The sequence below is a fragment of the Pseudomonas sp. MRSN 12121 genome, assembly GCF_000931465.1.
GTDB lineage: Bacteria > Pseudomonadota > Gammaproteobacteria > Pseudomonadales > Pseudomonadaceae > Aquipseudomonas.
The window spans coordinates 1,064,903-1,081,310 of record NZ_CP010892.1; the positions used below are offsets into that span (position 1 = coordinate 1,064,903).

Annotated in this window: 16 protein-coding genes; 13 read left to right on the top strand and 3 right to left on the bottom strand. The window is 62.8% G+C overall.

What is annotated here, in order from left to right; all coding sequences use genetic code 11:
* The first annotated feature begins 106 nt into the window (after positions 1-106).
* The 10 genes from TO66_RS04735 (at position 107) to hisC (ending at position 8,072) form a co-directional block, all read left to right on the top strand.
* A complete protein-coding gene (locus TO66_RS04735; protein WP_044461235.1) occupies positions 107-916 on the top strand; it encodes an ATP-binding cassette domain-containing protein in 810 nt (269 codons plus the stop codon).
* Complete coding sequence (mlaE, locus tag TO66_RS04740) at positions 916-1,713, top strand: lipid asymmetry maintenance ABC transporter permease subunit MlaE (protein WP_044461236.1); 798 nt, start codon at positions 916-918, stop codon at positions 1,711-1,713. Before TO66_RS04735 ends, mlaE begins: the two co-directional genes overlap by 1 nt.
* On the top strand, positions 1,713-2,180 hold the full coding sequence (gene mlaD / locus TO66_RS04745; RefSeq protein ID WP_044461237.1) for an outer membrane lipid asymmetry maintenance protein MlaD: 468 nt from the start codon (positions 1,713-1,715) through the stop codon (positions 2,178-2,180). The genes mlaE and mlaD overlap by 1 nt, the downstream gene beginning before the upstream one ends.
* A gap of 10 nt (positions 2,181-2,190) precedes the next feature.
* Positions 2,191-2,844 (top strand): phospholipid-binding protein MlaC, encoded by a 654-nt coding sequence (locus TO66_RS04750; protein ID WP_044461238.1) that lies wholly within the window; start codon positions 2,191-2,193, stop codon positions 2,842-2,844.
* Positions 2,841-3,146, top strand: a complete 306-nt coding sequence (locus TO66_RS04755) for a lipid asymmetry maintenance protein MlaB (RefSeq protein WP_044461239.1) — start codon at positions 2,841-2,843, stop codon at positions 3,144-3,146. The genes TO66_RS04750 and TO66_RS04755 overlap by 4 nt, the downstream gene beginning before the upstream one ends.
* Before the next feature lie 116 nt (positions 3,147-3,262).
* Positions 3,263-3,514 (top strand): BolA family protein, encoded by a 252-nt coding sequence (locus TO66_RS04760; protein ID WP_007929860.1) that lies wholly within the window; start codon positions 3,263-3,265, stop codon positions 3,512-3,514.
* 22 nt (positions 3,515-3,536) lie between these two features.
* Complete coding sequence (gene murA / locus TO66_RS04765) at positions 3,537-4,802, top strand: UDP-N-acetylglucosamine 1-carboxyvinyltransferase (protein WP_044461240.1); 1,266 nt, start codon at positions 3,537-3,539, stop codon at positions 4,800-4,802.
* A gap of 127 nt (positions 4,803-4,929) precedes the next feature.
* The gene (gene hisG / locus TO66_RS04770; RefSeq protein WP_025806433.1) at positions 4,930-5,565 is read left to right on the top strand and encodes an ATP phosphoribosyltransferase; all 636 of its coding nucleotides are present in this window, start codon (positions 4,930-4,932) and stop codon (positions 5,563-5,565) included.
* 123 nt (positions 5,566-5,688) lie between these two features.
* Positions 5,689-7,017, top strand: a complete 1,329-nt coding sequence (gene hisD / locus TO66_RS04775; protein ID WP_044461241.1) for a histidinol dehydrogenase — start codon at positions 5,689-5,691, stop codon at positions 7,015-7,017.
* Between the two features lie 2 nt (positions 7,018-7,019).
* Positions 7,020-8,072, top strand: coding sequence for a histidinol-phosphate transaminase (gene hisC, locus TO66_RS04780; RefSeq protein ID WP_044461242.1), 1,053 nt, complete (start codon positions 7,020-7,022; stop codon positions 8,070-8,072).
* A gap of 53 nt (positions 8,073-8,125) precedes the next feature.
* Here hisC and algW read toward each other — a convergent pair whose 3' ends face one another.
* On the bottom strand, positions 8,126-9,280 hold the full coding sequence (gene algW / locus TO66_RS04785; protein WP_044461243.1) for a Do family serine endopeptidase AlgW: 1,155 nt from the start codon (positions 9,278-9,280) through the stop codon (positions 8,126-8,128).
* A gap of 102 nt (positions 9,281-9,382) precedes the next feature.
* Here algW and TO66_RS04790 point away from each other — a divergent pair, with 102 nt between their 5' ends.
* The 3 genes from TO66_RS04790 to cysN all read left to right on the top strand — a co-directional run bounded on the left by TO66_RS04790 (position 9,383) and on the right by cysN (position 13,218).
* Complete coding sequence (locus TO66_RS04790; RefSeq protein WP_044461244.1) at positions 9,383-10,141, top strand: Nif3-like dinuclear metal center hexameric protein; 759 nt, start codon at positions 9,383-9,385, stop codon at positions 10,139-10,141.
* A 248-nt stretch (positions 10,142-10,389) separates the two neighbouring features.
* Positions 10,390-11,307 (top strand): sulfate adenylyltransferase subunit CysD, encoded by a 918-nt coding sequence (cysD, locus tag TO66_RS04795; protein ID WP_044461245.1) that lies wholly within the window; start codon positions 10,390-10,392, stop codon positions 11,305-11,307.
* Positions 11,308-11,319: 12 nt separating this feature from the next.
* Complete coding sequence (gene cysN / locus TO66_RS04800) at positions 11,320-13,218, top strand: sulfate adenylyltransferase subunit CysN (RefSeq protein ID WP_044461246.1); 1,899 nt, start codon at positions 11,320-11,322, stop codon at positions 13,216-13,218.
* 149 nt (positions 13,219-13,367) lie between these two features.
* On the opposite strand, the gene TO66_RS04805 is transcribed toward cysN, so the two are convergent.
* Together TO66_RS04805 and pta are read right to left on the bottom strand one after the other, a co-directional pair.
* The gene (locus TO66_RS04805; RefSeq protein WP_044461247.1) at positions 13,368-14,270 is read right to left on the bottom strand and encodes an acyltransferase; all 903 of its coding nucleotides are present in this window, start codon (positions 14,268-14,270) and stop codon (positions 13,368-13,370) included.
* A complete protein-coding gene (gene pta, locus TO66_RS04810) occupies positions 14,271-16,370 on the bottom strand; it encodes a phosphate acetyltransferase (protein WP_044461248.1) in 2,100 nt (699 codons plus the stop codon).
* Positions 16,371-16,408 lie beyond the last annotated feature (38 nt).

Below are 16,408 nucleotides of genomic sequence, written 5' to 3' on the forward strand. Positions count from 1 at the left end.
ATCAGCAGTGATATAGTTCGCCGCCAGTTCGGCCTGCCCCTGGGTGCCGGTACTCCCGGCAGGGAGCCAAGCGTCCGAGTGAGAGGCTGCATCGCAAGGAGTTTAGATGAGTGCCGATAACGCCTACGCGGTCGAGCTGAAGGGACTGTCCTTCAAGCGCGGTGCGCGCAGCATCTTCAATAATGTCGATATCCGTATTCCACGCGGCAAGGTCACCGGCATCATGGGACCTTCCGGTTGCGGCAAGACCACGCTCTTGCGGCTGATGGGCGCGCAATTGCGCCCCAGCAGCGGTGAGGTCTGGGTCAACGGGCAGAATCTGCCGGCGCTGTCGCGCGGCGATCTGTTCGATGCTCGCAAGCAGATGGGGGTGCTGTTCCAGAGCGGCGCGCTGTTCACCGATCTCGATGTCTTCGAGAACGTCGCCTTTCCATTGCGCGTCCATACCCAGCTGCCGGATGAAATGATCCGCGATATCGTCCTGCTCAAACTGCAGGCGGTCGGCTTGCGCGGCGCGATCGATCTGATGCCCGACGAGCTGTCCGGCGGCATGAAACGTCGTGTGGCACTGGCCCGGGCCATCGCCCTGGACCCGCAGATCCTTATGTACGACGAACCGTTCGTAGGCCAGGACCCCATTGCCATGGGCGTGCTGGTGCGCCTGATCCGCCTGCTCAACGACGCGCTGGGAATCACCAGCATCGTGGTTTCCCACGACCTGGCGGAAACCGCGAGCATCGCCGACTACATCTATGTCGTGGGTGATGGCCAGGTGCTGGGGCAGGGTACGCCCGACGAACTGATGGACTCCGATAACCCGCGGATCCGCCAGTTCATGAAAGGCGACCCAGACGGTCCGGTACCCTTTCACTTTCCAGCGCCGGACTACCGCGCAGATCTTCTGGGGAAGCGCTGATGCGCAAAGTATCTTTATTGGAGCGGATTCGCCTGTTCGGTCACTCGGGCATCGATGTGCTCGCGGTGCTCGGACGTTCGAGCCTGATGCTGTTTCATGTGCTGTTCGGCCGCAGCCAGGCCGGCGGCGGCTTTGGCCTGCTGGTCAAGCAGTTGCATTCGGTGGGCGTGATGTCCCTGGTGATCATCGTGGTCTCCGGGGTGTTCATCGGCATGGTGCTGGCGCTGCAGGGCTTCAACATCCTGTCCAGCTACGGTTCGGAGCAGGCGGTGGGGCAGATGGTCGCCCTGACCTTGCTGCGTGAACTGGGGCCGGTGGTCACGGCGCTGCTCTTCGCTGGTCGGGCCGGCTCGGCGCTGACCGCGGAAATCGGCAACATGAAGGCTACCGAGCAGCTCTCCAGCCTGGAGATGATCGGTGTCGACCCGCTCAAGTACATTGTCGCGCCACGCCTGTGGGCCGGCTTCATTTCCCTGCCGTTGCTGGCGATGATTTTCAGCGTGGTGGGTATCTGGGGCGGCTCGTGGGTGGCCGTCGACTGGCTGGGAGTCTATGACGGCTCCTACTGGTCGAACATGCAAAACAGCGTGACGTTCAGCGACGATGTGCTCAATGGCATCATCAAGAGCATCGTCTTCGCTTTTGTCGTGACCTGGATCGCCGTATTCCAAGGCTATGACTGCGAGCCCACTTCAGAGGGGATCAGTCGTGCCACTACCAAGACCGTTGTGTACGCCTCGTTGGCCGTACTCGGCCTGGACTTTATTCTGACCGCCTTGATGTTTGGAGATTTCTGATGCAAAACCGCACCCTGGAAATCGGTGTCGGCCTTTTCTTGCTGGCTGGCATCCTGGCTTTGTTGTTGCTCGCCTTGCGGGTCAGTGGCTTGTCCCCGACCTCGAACACCGACACTTATAAACTTTATGCCTACTTCGACAATATCGCCGGTTTGACTGTCAGAGCTAAGGTGACCATGGCCGGTGTGACCATCGGCAAGGTCACGGCTATCGATCTGGACCGCGACAGTTTCACCGGTCGGGTCACGCTGCAGCTGGAAAAGCGCGTAGATAATCTGCCGACTGACTCCACTGCATCTATCCTGACTGCTGGCCTGCTCGGCGAGAAATACATTGGTATCAGCGTCGGCGGGGAAGACTCGTTGCTCAAGGATGGTGGAACCATCCACGACACCCAGTCTTCACTGGTGCTTGAGGACCTGATCGGTAAGTTCCTGCTCAATACCGTTAGCAAAGACGCCAAATGAGGGCTTTTTCATGATCTCTACCTTGCGACGTAGCCTGCTGGTACTCCTGGCGGCGTTGCCGCTGATGGCTAACGCCGTGGCGGCGCCGTCCGCTCATGATCTGGTACAGGACACCACCAGCCGCTTGCTGGCCGACTTGTCTGCCAACAAAGAGAAATACAAGCAGGATCCGCAGGATTTCTATGCGGCGCTGAACAGCATCGTTGGCCCGGTCGTGGATGCCGAGGGCATTTCCAAGAGCATCATGACGGTCAAGTACTCGCGCAAGGCCACCCCGCAGCAAATGCGCACCTTTGAAGAGAACTTCAAGAGAGGCCTGTTCCAGTTCTATGGCAACGCCCTGCTGGAGTACAACAACCAGGGTATCGTCGTCGATCCTGCCCGAGACGAATCGGGCGATCGCACCAGTGTCGGCATGACCGTCAAGGGTAATAATGGCGCGGTCTATCCAGTGTCCTACACGCTGGAGAAGATCAATGGCGAGTGGAAACTGCGCAACGTGATCATCAATGGCATCAACATCGGCAAACTGTTCCGTGACCAGTTCGCCGACGCCATGCAGCGCAACGGCAACGACCTGGACAAGACCATCAACAACTGGGCCGGTGAAGTGGCCAAGGCGAAGGCCGCGACCGAAAACGCTTCAGAGAAGGCCGGGCAATGAGCGAGTCGGCTGTCCGTCTGGGGCAAACCGGCGAATTGTTGATCAGCGGTGTGCTGGATTACCGCACTGGCCCGGGCCTGCGCAAGCAGGGCCAGGCCCTGATCGCGTCCAGCAAGGCCGCCGCGCTGGTGCTTGACTGTTCGGCGGTAGAGAAGTCCAGCAGCGTCGGTTTGTCGTTGCTGCTGGCCTTCATGCGCGATGCCGCGGCAGCCGGCAAGGCGGTCAGCATCCGCGCATTGCCCGAAGACATGCGCGAAATCGCCGAGGTTTCCGGCCTGACCGAGCTGCTGGCGCATCCTTGACCGTTCATTGACAAGCAAGCCCCCCGTCAGAGTCCTGCTATTGCGGGGTTCGCAGGCGCGGGGCTTTTTTGTATGATGTCCGACCCGCGCGCACAGGGCGCCGATTGAGGTTGAGCATGCAGGCCAACGAAGTGAAGAGCTTCCTTGAGGGAAAGCTGTCCGAGACTCTTTCATCAGTTCAGGTAGAAGTTGAGGGCGAAGGCTGCAATTTCCAGCTGAATGTGATCAGTGACGAACTGGTGGCCTTGAGTCCGGTCAAGCGTCAGCAGAGCATCTATGCCCATTTGAACCCATGGATCGCCGATGGCAGCATCCATGCGGTCACTATGAAATTTTTCAGCAGCGCGGCCTGGGCCGAGCGCACCTGAGCCCAAGGGCGTCGAGATTCTTATGGATAAATTGATTATTACCGGCGGCGTTCGTCTTGATGGCGAAATCCGCATTTCCGGGGCGAAGAACTCTGCCCTGCCGATTCTGGCTGCCACCCTGCTGTGCGATGGCCCGGTCACCGTTGCCAACCTGCCGCACCTGCACGACATCACCACCATGATCGAGCTGTTCGGCCGCATGGGCATCGAGCCGGTGATCGACGAGAAGCTCAGCGTCGAAATCGACCCTCGCACCATCAAGACCCTGGTCGCGCCTTATGAGCTGGTCAAGACCATGCGCGCCTCGATCCTGGTCCTGGGCCCGATGGTCGCCCGTTTCGGCGAAGCCGAAGTGGCCTTGCCCGGCGGCTGTGCCATTGGCTCGCGTCCGGTCGACCTGCACATCCGTGGCCTGGAAGCCATGGGCGCGGTGATCGATGTGGAAGGCGGCTATATCAAGGCCAAGGCGCCCGAGGGCGGCTTGCGCGGTGCGCACTTCTTCTTCGATACCGTGAGTGTGACCGGTACCGAGAACATCATGATGGCCGCTGCCCTGGCCAAGGGCCGCAGCGTGCTGCAGAACGCCGCCCGCGAACCTGAAGTGGTCGACCTGGCGAACTTCCTCAACGCCATGGGCGCCAAGGTTTCCGGCGCCGGCACCGACACCATCACCATCGACGGTGTCGAGCGCCTGCATTCGGCGACCTACAAGGTCATGCCGGACCGTATCGAAACCGGTACCTACCTGGTCGCCGCTGCTGTCACCGGCGGTCGCGTGAAGGTCAAGGACACCGATCCGACCATCCTTGAAGCCGTCCTGGAGAAACTCAAGGAATCCGGCGCCGAAGTCATCACCGGCGAGGACTGGATCGAGCTGAACATGCATGGCAAGCGTCCGAAGGCGGTCAACGTGCGCACCGCGCCGTACCCGGCGTTCCCGACCGACATGCAGGCCCAGTTCATCTCCCTCAACGCTATTGCCGAAGGCACTGGCGCGGTGATCGAGACCATCTTCGAAAACCGCTTCATGCACGTGTACGAACTGCACCGCATGGGCGCCAAGATCCAGGTCGAAGGCAACACGGCCATCGTCACCGGCACCGAGAAGCTCAACAGCGCGCCGGTCATGGCGACCGACCTGCGGGCTTCGGCCAGCCTGGTGATTTCGGCGCTGGTTGCCGACGGCGACACCCTGATCGACCGCATCTACCACATCGACCGTGGTTACGAGTGCATCGAGGAAAAACTGCAGATGCTCGGCGCCAAGATCCGCCGCGTACCGGGCTAGTTTGCGGGATGGGCACAAGGAGGTGCCCCAAGGTTTCGTTCCAAGTCGAGCCTGGTTCAGGCTCGATGCGTGCCCGGCGCCGTTTGTGTCCGGGCATGAGTATCCTGATTAAGGACTTACGTTTCCCATGTTGACCATCGCACTGTCCAAGGGCCGCATCCTTGATGACACCCTGCCGCTTCTGGCTGAAGCCGGCATCGTGCCTACCGAGAATCCGGACAAGAGCCGCAAGCTGATCATCCCCACGACCCAGGCCGACGTGCGCTTGCTGATCGTGCGCGCCACCGACGTGCCGACCTATGTCGAACATGGGGCCGCCGACCTCGGCGTGGCGGGTAAAGATGTGCTGATGGAATACGGCGGCCAGGGGCTGTACGAGCCGCTGGACCTGCAGATCGCCCAGTGCAAGCTGATGACCGCTGGCGCCATCGGTGCGGCGGAGCCCAAGGGGCGGCTGCGTGTGGCCACCAAGTTCGTCAATGTGGCCAAGCGTTACTACGCCGAGCAGGGGCGCCAGGTCGACATCATCAAGCTGTACGGCTCCATGGAGCTGGCACCGCTGATCGGCCTGGCGGACAAGATCATCGACGTGGTCGATACCGGCAATACCCTGCGGGCCAACGGCCTGGAGCCCCAGGAGCTGATTTCCATGATCAGCTCCCGCCTGGTGGTCAACAAGGCCTCCATGAAAATGCAGCACGCCCGCATCCAGGCCCTGATCGACACCCTGCGCAAGGCAGTGGAGTCGCGACACCGCGGTTGACCCACTTGCGCGGCATCAGCCGCGCCCGTCTATCCGTGTCATAGCCAATTTTCTCAGGTGCCCGCGCGAATGGACTGGTAGCTTAGGGCGCCTGAGCATTAGCCATTCAATGAGGCCCTCGCTATGACCGCTCCCACTGCAATTCGCCGACTCAACGCTGCTGACCCGGATTTCGCGCATCATCTGGATCATCTGCTGAGCTGGGAAAGTGTGTCTGACGACTCGGTCAACCAGCGGGTGCTGGACATCATCAAGGCCGTGCGCGAGCGCGGCGACGCGGCGCTGGTGGAGTTCACCCAGCGTTTCGACGGCCTGCAAGTGGCGTCGATGGCGGACCTGATCCTGCCGCGCGAGCGCCTGGAGCTGGCCCTGACCCGGATTACCGTGGCCCAGCGCGAAGCCCTGGAAAAGGCCGCGGCGCGGGTGCGCAGCTATCACGAAAAACAGAAACAGGACTCCTGGAGCTACACCGAGGCCGACGGCACGGTGCTGGGCCAGAAAGTCACGCCGCTGGATCGCGCCGGCCTGTATGTGCCCGGTGGCAAGGCGTCCTATCCATCTTCGGTATTGATGAACGCCATCCCCGCGAAAGTGGCGGGTGTTGCCGAGGTGGTGATGGTCGTGCCGACCCCGCGTGGCGAAGTGAATGAGCTGGTGCTGGCCGCTGCCTGCATCGCCGGCGTCGACCGGGTGTTCACCATCGGTGGTGCCCAGGCCGTGGCCGCCCTGGCTTATGGCACCGAGAGCGTGCCGCAAGTGGACAAGGTGGTCGGCCCGGGCAACATCTATGTGGCGACCGCCAAGCGTCACGTGTTCGGCCAAGTGGGCATCGACATGATCGCCGGTCCTTCGGAGATCCTGGTGGTGTGCGACGGCCAGACCGACCCGGACTGGATCGCCATGGACCTGTTTTCCCAGGCCGAGCATGACGAAGACGCCCAGGCGATCCTGGTCAGCCCGGACGCCGCGTTCCTCGACCAGGTCGCGGCCAGCATCGCCAAGCTGCTGCCGACCATGGAGCGTGCGGAAATCATCAACACCTCGATCAATGGCCGCGGCGCCCTGATCCAGGTACGCGACATGCAGCAAGCCATCGAAGTGGCCAACCGCATCGCCCCGGAACACCTCGAGCTGTCGGTCGCCGATCCGCAGGCCTGGCTGCCGCAGATCCGCCATGCCGGCGCGATCTTCATGGGCCGCCACACCTCCGAGGCCCTGGGCGACTACTGCGCGGGGCCGAACCACGTATTGCCGACTTCCGGCACGGCGCGTTTCTCCTCGCCGCTGGGGGTGTATGACTTCCAGAAACGTTCGTCGATCATTTTCTGCTCGGAGCAGGGCGCTTCCGACCTGGGCAAGACCGCTTCGGTGCTGGCCCGGGGCGAGTCGCTGAGCGCCCACGCCCGCAGTGCTGAATACCGGATCATCGCTGACCAGGAACAGGGGCAATAAGCATGAGTAAATTCTGGAGTCCATTCGTCAAGGACCTGGTGCCCTACGTGCCGGGCGAACAGCCGAAGCTGACCAGGCTGGTCAAGCTCAACACCAACGAGAACCCCTACGGTCCGTCGCCCAAGGCCCTGGCCGCGATGCAGGCCGAGCTGAACGACAACCTGCGCCTGTATCCGGACCCCAACAGCGACCTGCTCAAGCAGGCGGTGGCCTCGTATTACGGGGTGCAGAGCAACCAGGTGTTCCTCGGCAACGGTTCCGACGAAGTGCTGGCGCATATCTTCCATGGCTTGCTGCAGCACGACCAGCCGCTGCTGTTCCCGGACATCAGCTACAGCTTCTACCCGGTCTATTGCGGCCTGTATGGCATTGACTTCGAAGCGGTGCCGCTGGACGCGCAGTTCCAGATCCGTCCGGCCGACTATGCCCGGCCGAATGGCGGGATCATCTTTCCCAACCCGAATGCGCCGACCGGTTGCCTGCTGGCCCTGGAGGCCGTCGAGCAGATCCTCGAGGCCAGCCCGGATTCGGTGGTGGTGGTCGACGAGGCGTACATCGACTTCGGCGGCCAGACCGCCATCAGCCTGGTGGATCGCTACCCGAACCTGCTGGTGACCCAGACCCTGTCCAAGTCCCGTTCGCTGGCCGGCCTGCGGGTCGGCCTGGCGGTGGGGCACCCGGACCTGATCGAGGCGTTGGAGCGGATCAAGAACAGCTTCAACTCCTATCCGCTGGATCGCCTGGCGATCGTCGGTGCGGCGGCTGCCTTTGAAGACCGCGAGTACTTCGAGAAGACGTGCCGGCTGGTGATCGACAGCCGTGAGAAGGTGATCGCGCAATTGACGGCCAAGGGCTTCGAGGTTTTGCCATCGGCCGCCAACTTCATCTTTGCCCGCCACCCGCAACATGACGCGGCGGGCCTGGCGGCCAAGCTGCGGGAGCAAGGGGTGATTGTCCGGCACTTCAAGCAGGAGCGGATTGCCCAGTTCCTGCGGATCAGCATCGGCACGCCGGAGCAGAACCAGGCCCTGATCGACGGCCTGGGCGAGCTGTAAGCTCCAGTGCGGGCCAGCCTGCTCCTACGGGAACAGGTTGGCCCGCGCTGCCGTTACTCTTCTTCCTTGACCGGCGCCGGTGGCGGGCGCAGGCCGATTTCGGCGGTGAGCTTGAGCTCCTTGCCGTTGCGCATCACCTGGATGCTGACCTTGTCGCTGGGTTTGATCCGCGCCACCTGGTTCATCGAGCGGCGACCATCGCCGGCCGGTTCGCCGTCGATGCTGAGAATCACATCACCCAACTGCATGCCGGCCTTCTGTGCCGGACCGTCGCGGAAAATCCCCGCGACCACGATGCCCGGGCGCCCGGACAAGCCGAACGACTCGGCCAGTTCCTGGGTCAGCGGCTGCACTTCGATGCCCAGCCAGCCACGAATCACCTGGCCGTGCTCGATGATCGACTTCATCACCTCCATGGCCAGTTTGATCGGGATGGCGAAACCGATGCCCTGGGAGCCGCCGGACTTGGAGAAGATCGCCGTGTTGATCCCGGTCAGGTTGCCGTTGGCATCCACCAGCGCGCCGCCGGAGTTGCCCGGGTTGATCGCCGCGTCGGTCTGGATGAAGTCTTCGTAGTTGTTCAGGCCCAGCTGGTTACGCCCGGTGGCGCTGATGATGCCCATGGTCACGGTCTGGCCGACGCCGAACGGGTTGCCGATGGCCAGGGTGACGTCGCCGATGCGGATATTGTCGGAGCGCCCGACGGTGATCGAGGGCAGGTTCTTCAGGTCGATCTTCAGCACCGCCAGATCGGTTTCCGGGTCGCTGCCGATCACGTGGGCCAGGGTCTCGCGGCCATCCTTGAGGGCCACCACTATCTGTTCGGCGCCGGAGGTCACGTGGTTGTTGGTCAGCAGGTAACCTTCGGGGCTCATGATCACCCCGGAGCCGAGGCTCGACTCCATGCGCTGCTGCTTGGGCAGGTTGTCGCCGAAGAAGCGGCGGAACTGCGGGTCTTCGAACAACGGGTGCGCCGGCTTGTTGATGACCTTGGTGGTGTACAGGTTGACCACCGCCGGTGCGGCGATCGCCACGGCATCGGCATAGGACACCGGCCCCTGGCGCAGTGCCGTGGTCTGTGGGGCTTGCTGCAGGTTGACGTCCAGGCTGGGCAGGCCGACCCATTGCGGGTAGCGCTGAATTATCAGCAACGCGACAAGCACACCGGCCAACAGCGGCCAGCCAAAAAAACGCAGAGCCTTGAGCATTGAGCAGATCCTGAGAGGTTGCAGGCCGTTCGGGACAGCCCATAATGTCGCGCATTATACGAGGCCGCGCGCGCCTCTGAACGGGATATTTAGGAGTCTTTTATGGCTGTTGCCCTGAGCACTCTGGTAGAGGAAGCGGACCGCTACCTGGGCAGTTCGCGAATCGCCGATTACTGCCCCAATGGCCTGCAGGTCGAAGGCCGGCCACAGGTGATGCGTATCGTCAGCGGCGTCACCGCCAGCCAGGCGCTGCTCGATGCCGCGGTGGAAGCCAATGCCGACCTGGTGCTGGTGCACCACGGCTATTTCTGGAAAGGCGAGAATCCCTGCATCACTGGCATGAAGCAGCGCCGGCTGAAAACCCTGCTCAAGCACGACATCAGCCTGCTGGCCTACCACCTGCCGCTGGACTTGCATGCGGATGTCGGCAACAACGTGCAACTGGCCCGGCAACTGGACATCACCGTGGAAGGCCCGCTGGACCCGGACAACCTGAAAATCGTCGGGCTGGTCGGTTCCCTGGCCGAGCCCATGACCGCCCGCGACTTTGCCCGCAAGGTCCAGGAGACGATGGGTCGCGAGCCCCTGGTCGTCGAAGGCAGCAAGATGATCCGGCGGGTTGGCTGGTGCACCGGCGGCGGCCAGGGCTACATCGACCAGGCGGTACAGGCCGGTGTCGACCTGTACCTGAGCGGCGAGGCCTCGGAGCAGACCTTCCACAGCGCCCGGGAAAACGACATCAGCTTCATCGCCGCGGGGCACCACGCCACCGAGCGTTACGGGGTGCAGGCTTTGGGGGATTACCTGGCCCGCCGCTTCGCCCTCGAGCATTTGTTCATCGACTGCCCGAACCCTATATAAAGCCTTGTCCAAACCCGCCGCCGCAGGGGGCGGCAGGGCTCGCCGGGCCTGCAGGTGCCTGCTTGCCGCGCGGTCGTTCGCAACCTGTGGCGGCGGCTGCAAAGGCCGCCTGAGGCAACGAACGGGCGGGTATATTCATATACCGTTTCGATCTAGCCGGCTTCCTGATTAGAAGGGGTCGCTGTGCTAGCATGCCCCGCTCGAACACGGCCCGCAGGCCGTCCATAAGAAAGCTTTCGTGAGTAGCCATGGTCGACAAACTGACGCATCTGAAACAGCTGGAGGCGGAAAGCATCCACATCATCCGCGAGGTGGCCGCCGAGTTCGACAACCCGGTGATGCTGTACTCCATCGGTAAAGACTCCGCCGTGATGCTGCACCTGGCGCGCAAGGCGTTCTTCCCCGGCAAGCTGCCGTTTCCGGTGATGCACGTCGACACCCAGTGGAAATTCCAGGAGATGTACAAGTTCCGTGATCGCATGGTCGAGGACCTGGGCCTGGAACTGATCACCCACGTCAATCCGGACGGCGTCGCGCAGGGCATCAACCCCTTCACCCACGGCAGTGCCAAGCACACCGACATCATGAAGACCGAGGGCCTCAAGCAGGCGCTGGACAAGCATGGTTTCGACGCGGCGTTCGGCGGTGCCCGGCGTGACGAAGAAAAGTCCCGCGCCAAGGAGCGCGTGTATTCCTTCCGCGACAGCAAGCATCGCTGGGATCCGAAGAACCAGCGCCCCGAGCTGTGGAACGTCTACAACGGCAAGGTCAACAAGGGCGAGTCGATTCGCGTCTTCCCGCTGTCGAACTGGACCGAGCTGGACATCTGGCAATACATCTACCTCGAAGGCATCCCGATCGTGCCGCTGTACTTCGCCGCCGAGCGTGAAGTGATCGAGAAGAACGGCACCCTGATCATGATCGACGACGAGCGCATCCTCGAGCACCTCTCCGACGAGGAGAAGGCACGCATCGTCAAGAAGAAAGTGCGTTTCCGTACCCTTGGCTGCTACCCGTTGACGGGCGCGGTGGAGTCCGAGGCCGAGAGCCTGACGGACATCATTCAGGAAATGCTCCTGACGCGAACTTCCGAGCGCCAGGGCCGGGTCATCGACCACGATGGCGCCGGTTCCATGGAAGACAAGAAACGCCAGGGCTATTTCTAAGTAGGGTCTAACATGTCGCATCAATCCGAATTGATCAGCGAGGACATCCTCGCCTACCTGGCCCAGCACGAACGCAAGGAACTGTTGCGCTTCCTGACCTGCGGTAACGTCGACGACGGCAAGAGCACCCTGATCGGGCGCCTGCTGCACGACTCGAAGATGATCTACGAAGACCATCTGGAAGCCATTACCCGCGACTCGAAAAAAGTCGGTACCACCGGCGACGATATCGACCTGGCATTGCTGGTCGACGGCCTGCAGGCCGAGCGCGAGCAGGGCATCACCATCGATGTCGCCTATCGCTACTTCTCCACCGCCAAGCGCAAATTCATCATTGCCGACACCCCCGGCCATGAGCAGTACACCCGCAACATGGCCACCGGCGCCTCCACCTGCGACCTGGCGATCATCCTGGTGGATGCCCGCTACGGCGTGCAGACCCAGACCCGTCGCCACAGCTTCATCGCCTCTCTGCTGGGCATCAAGCACATCGTCGTGGCCATCAACAAGATGGACCTCAAGGACTTCGACCAGGGCGTGTTCGAGTCGATCAAGGCCGACTACCTGAAGTTCGCCGAGGGTTTGAAGATGAAGCCTTCGAGCCTGCACTTCGTGCCGATGTCGGCCCTCAAGGGCGACAACGTGGTGAACAAGTCCGAGCGTTCGCCGTGGTACACCGGCCAGTCGCTGATGGAAATCCTCGAGACCGTGGAAGTGGCGGGCGACCGCAACTTCACCGACTTGCGCTTCCCGGTGCAGTACGTGAACCGTCCGAACCTCAACTTCCGTGGTTTTGCCGGCACCCTGGCCAGCGGCATCGTGCACAAGGGCGACGAAGTCGTGGTGCTGCCGTCGGGCAAGAGCAGCCGGGTGAAGTCCATCGTCACCTTCGAAGGCGAGCTGGAACACGCAGGCCCAGGCCAGGCCGTGACCCTGACCATGGAAGACGAGATCGACATCTCCCGCGGCGACCTGCTGGTGCATGCCGACAATGTGCCGCCGGTGACCGACAGCTTCGAAGCCATGCTGGTATGGATGGCCGAAGAGCCGATGCTGCCGGGCAAGAAATACGACATCAAGCGCGCCACCAGCTACGTGCCGGGCTCCATCGCCAGCATCGTGCACAAGGTCGATGTGAACACCCTCGAAGAAGGGGCGGCCAGTGCCTTGCAATTGAACGAGATCGGCAAGGTCAAGATCGCTCTCGACGCGCCGATCGCCCTCGACGGTTACGACAGCAACCGCACCACCGGTGCCTTCATCGTCATCGACCGGTTGACCAACGGCACCGTCGGCGCCGGCATGATCGTCGCGCAGCCTGTGGCCCATGGCAGCGCCACTCACCATGGCAAGCTGGCCCATGTCGCCACCGAGGAGCGTACCCAGCGCTTCGGCCAGCAACCGGCCACCGTGCTGTTCAGCGGCCTGTCCGGCGCCGGCAAGAGCACCCTGGCCTATGCGGTCGAACGCAAGCTGTTCGACATGGGCCGCGCGGTGTTCGTCCTGGACGGCCAGAACCTGCGTCACGACCTGAACAAGGGGCTGCCGCAGGATCGCGCCGGGCGTACCGAGAACTGGCGTCGTGCCGCGCACGTGGCGCGTCAGTTCAACGAAGCCGGCCTGCTGACCCTGGCGGCCTTCGTCGCCCCGAGCGCCGAAGGGCGCGAACAGGCCCGGGACCTGATCGGCAAGGAGCGTCTGTTGACGGTCTATGTCCAGGCGTCGCCGGCCGCCTGCGCCGAGCGCGATCCGCAAGGCCTGTACGCTGCCGGCGGGGATAACATCCCGGGCGAGTCCTTCCCGTACGACGTGCCGCTGGATGCCGATCTGGTGATCGATACCCAGTCCGTGTCGCTGGAGGAGGGCGTCAAGCAAGTGCTGGAACTGCTGCGCAAGCGCGGCGCGATCTAAGCCTTAGCGGTCCATGGAAAAGCCCGCCGTCGAGCGATCGACGGCGGGCTTTTTCGTGGCCTCCAGATTGTCATCGCGGGCAAGCCTCGCTCCTACAGAAAATACGTTTGCCTCTGTAGGAGCGAGGCTTGCCCGCGATGAGCGCTCCGCTATTGGCCGGGATACTCCCGATGCATCTGCTCCAGCAGCGCATCCTTGTTCTGCCACAACTGGTTGATCCAGCCCTGGAACGCCAGGCGGTATTCACCGTCCTGATCGTAGTTCTTGCCGATGAACGCCGGTGGAATCTTCAGCTCCTCGAAGTGCACCACCACGTCGCGCACCTTGCCACACAGCAAGTCCCAGAAGCCCGGACGCCCGGCCGGGTAGTGGATGGTCACGTTGACGATCGATTCCAGTTGCTCGCCCATTGCATCCAGCACGAACGCGATGCCGCCGGCCTTGGGCTTGAGCAGGTACTTGAATGGCGATTGCTGCTGGGCATGCTTGCCTTCGGTGAAGCGCGTACCTTCGACGAAGTTGAAAATGCCCACCGGGTTGTCGCGGAATTTCGCGCAGGTCTTGCGGGTGGTTTCCAGGTCCTTGCCTTTCTTTTCCGGGTGCTTTTCCAGGTACGCCTTGGAGTAGCGCTTCATGAACGGAAAGCCCAGCGCCCACCAGGCCAGGCCGATCACTGGCACCCAGATCAGCTCTTGCTTGAGGAAGAACTTCAAAGGCTGGATGCGTCGGTTGAGGACGTATTGCAGCACCAGGATGTCGACCCAGCTCTGGTGGTTGCTGGTGATCAGGTACGAATGTTGATAGTCCAGGCCTTGCAGGCCGCTGATGTGCCAGCGAGTGCGGCGCACCAGGTTCATCCAGCCCTTGTTGTTGCTGATCCAGGCTTCGTGGGTATGGCTCATCAGCCAGCCGGCAATGCGCTGGGTGAGGGCGAACGGCAAGGCCTTGACGAGCGCGACACAGAACAGGAACGAGCACAGCAGTATCGTGTTCAGCGCCAACAGCAGCGAGGCGATCACGCCTCGCAGTGGTGCGGGTAGAAAGTCCAGCATTTACAGATCCATGGGTCGGTTGGCGGCCTGAATGGCGGTCAGGGCGATGGTGTAGACGATGTCGTCGACTTGCGCGCCGCGCGGCAAATCGTTCACCGGTTTGCGCAGACCTTGCAGCATTGGCCCGAGGCTGACGCAATCGGCGCTGCGCTGTACGGCTTTGTGCGTGGTATTGCCGGTGTTCAGGTCGGGGAACACGAAGACCGTGGCCTTGCCCGCGACCTGGCTGTGGGGCGCCAGTTGCCGGGCCACCGTTTCGTTGGCCGCGGCGTCGTATTGCAGTGGCCCGTCGATCAGCAGCGAGCGCTGCGCCTCATGGGCCAGGAGCGTGGCTTCGCGGACTTTCTCCACTTCTTCGCCACTGGCCGATTCGCCGCTGGAATAGCTGATCATCGCCACCCGCGGCGTGATGCCGAACGCCGCGGCCGAGTCGGCGCTCTGCAGGGCGATCTCGGCCAGTTCGCTGGCGCTGGGGTGCGGGTTCATCACGCAGTCGCCGTAGACCAGCACCTGCTCGGGGAACAGCATGAAGAACACCGACGACACCAGGGTGCAGCCCGGTGCGGTCTTGATCAGTTGCAGGGCCGGACGAATGGTATTGGCGGTGGAGTGGATCAGGCCGGACACCAGGCCATCGACTTCGTCCAGGGCCAGCATCATGGTGCCGATCACCACCGGGTCTTCCAGCTGCTGTTCGGCCATCGGCGCGTTGAGGCTCTTGCTCTTGCGCAGCGCCACCATCGGCTCGACGTAGCGTTCGCGGATCTGGTCCGGGTCGATGACTTCCAGGCCGGGCGGCAACTCGATGCCCTGGGCCCGGGCGACCGCCTCGACGTCCGCCGGCTTGGCCAGCAGCACGCAGCGGGCAATGCCGCGGGCCTGGCAGATCGCCGCGGCCTGCACGGTCAACGGCTCGCTGCCTTCGGGCAGGACGATGCGCTTGTTGGCTTCCTGGGCGCGCTGGATCAACTGGTAGCGGAACACTGCCGGCGACAGGCGCATTTCCCGCGGCGTGCCGCAGCGCTGGTGCAGCCACTTGGCGTCCAGGTGGCTGGCGACGAAGTCGGTGATGATCTCCGCGCGCTCGCGGTCGTCGATGGGGATTTCCTTGTTGAGGCCGTTCAACTGGTTGGCGGTGTCGTAGGAACCCGTGCTCACCGAGAGGATCGGCAGGCCGGCATTCAGGGCGCCACGGCACAGTTCCATGATCCGTGGGTCGGGCAGGGTGCCGCTGGTCAGCAGCAGGCCGGCCAGGGGCACGCCGTTGATCGCCGCCAGGCTCACGGCGAGGATGATGTCGTCGCGATCGCCCGGGGTCACCACCAGCACGCCGGGCTTGAGCAGCTCCACGGTGTTACGCATGGTGCGCGCGCAGATGATGATCTTGGTCATGCGCCGGCTTTCGTAGTCGCCGGCGTTGAGCACCTCGGCGCCCATCAGGTCGGCCACGTCGCGAGTGCGCGGCGCGTTCAGCTCCGGCTGGAACGGGATACAGCCGAGCAGGCGGAAATCGCCGCTGCGCAGCAGGGGCGAATGCTCTTTCAGACGAGCGGAAAAGGCCTCCATGCTTTCGTCGGTGCGCACCTTGTTGAGGATCACCCCCAACACTTTCGGGTCGCGCGGGCCGCCGAACAGCTGCGCCTGCAACTCCACGCGGCCGGACAGTTCGGTGAGCACCTCATTTTCCGGGGCGGACACCAGGATCACCTCGGCATCGAGGCTTTTCGCCAGGTGCAGGTTGACTCGCGCGGCATAGCTGGCGCTGCGGGTCGGCACCATGCCTTCGACCACCAGCACGTCCTTGCCGACGGCCGCCTGCTGGTAGAGGGTGATGATTTCTTCCAGCAATTCGTCCAGCTGGCCATCGCCGAGCATTCGCTCGACATGAGCCAGGCCCAGTGGTTGCGGCGGTTTCAGACCGTGGGTACGGGCCACCAGCTCGGTCGAGCGTTCCGGACCGGTATCGCCGGGGTGGGGTTGAGCAATGGGCTTGAAGAAGCCGACCTTGAGGCCGGCGCGCTCCAGGGTTCGCACCAGCCCGAGGCTGATGGAGGTCAGACCCACACCAAAATCGGTGGGCGCGATAAAAAAAGTCTGCATGCGGATTCTCGAAGGGTGCATGGCAACGGTGACGCCTA

Coding starts and splice junctions, on each gene's coding strand:
- TO66_RS04735 (WP_044461235.1), top strand. CDS start 107: ATGAGTGCCGATAACGCCTACGCGGTCGAGCTGAAGGGACTGTCCTTC.
- mlaE (WP_044461236.1), top strand. CDS start 916: ATGCGCAAAGTATCTTTATTGGAGCGGATTCGCCTGTTCGGTCACTCG.
- mlaD (WP_044461237.1), top strand. CDS start 1,713: ATGCAAAACCGCACCCTGGAAATCGGTGTCGGCCTTTTCTTGCTGGCT.
- TO66_RS04750 (WP_044461238.1), top strand. CDS start 2,191: ATGATCTCTACCTTGCGACGTAGCCTGCTGGTACTCCTGGCGGCGTTG.
- TO66_RS04755 (WP_044461239.1), top strand. CDS start 2,841: ATGAGCGAGTCGGCTGTCCGTCTGGGGCAAACCGGCGAATTGTTGATC.
- TO66_RS04760 (WP_007929860.1), top strand. CDS start 3,263: ATGCAGGCCAACGAAGTGAAGAGCTTCCTTGAGGGAAAGCTGTCCGAG.
- murA (WP_044461240.1), top strand. CDS start 3,537: ATGGATAAATTGATTATTACCGGCGGCGTTCGTCTTGATGGCGAAATC.
- hisG (WP_025806433.1), top strand. CDS start 4,930: ATGTTGACCATCGCACTGTCCAAGGGCCGCATCCTTGATGACACCCTG.
- hisD (WP_044461241.1), top strand. CDS start 5,689: ATGACCGCTCCCACTGCAATTCGCCGACTCAACGCTGCTGACCCGGAT.
- hisC (WP_044461242.1), top strand. CDS start 7,020: ATGAGTAAATTCTGGAGTCCATTCGTCAAGGACCTGGTGCCCTACGTG.
- algW (WP_044461243.1), bottom strand. CDS start 9,280: ATGCTCAAGGCTCTGCGTTTTTTTGGCTGGCCGCTGTTGGCCGGTGTG.
- TO66_RS04790 (WP_044461244.1), top strand. CDS start 9,383: ATGGCTGTTGCCCTGAGCACTCTGGTAGAGGAAGCGGACCGCTACCTG.
- cysD (WP_044461245.1), top strand. CDS start 10,390: ATGGTCGACAAACTGACGCATCTGAAACAGCTGGAGGCGGAAAGCATC.
- cysN (WP_044461246.1), top strand. CDS start 11,320: ATGTCGCATCAATCCGAATTGATCAGCGAGGACATCCTCGCCTACCTG.
- TO66_RS04805 (WP_044461247.1), bottom strand. CDS start 14,270: ATGCTGGACTTTCTACCCGCACCACTGCGAGGCGTGATCGCCTCGCTG.
- pta (WP_044461248.1), bottom strand. CDS start 16,370: ATGCAGACTTTTTTTATCGCGCCCACCGATTTTGGTGTGGGTCTGACC.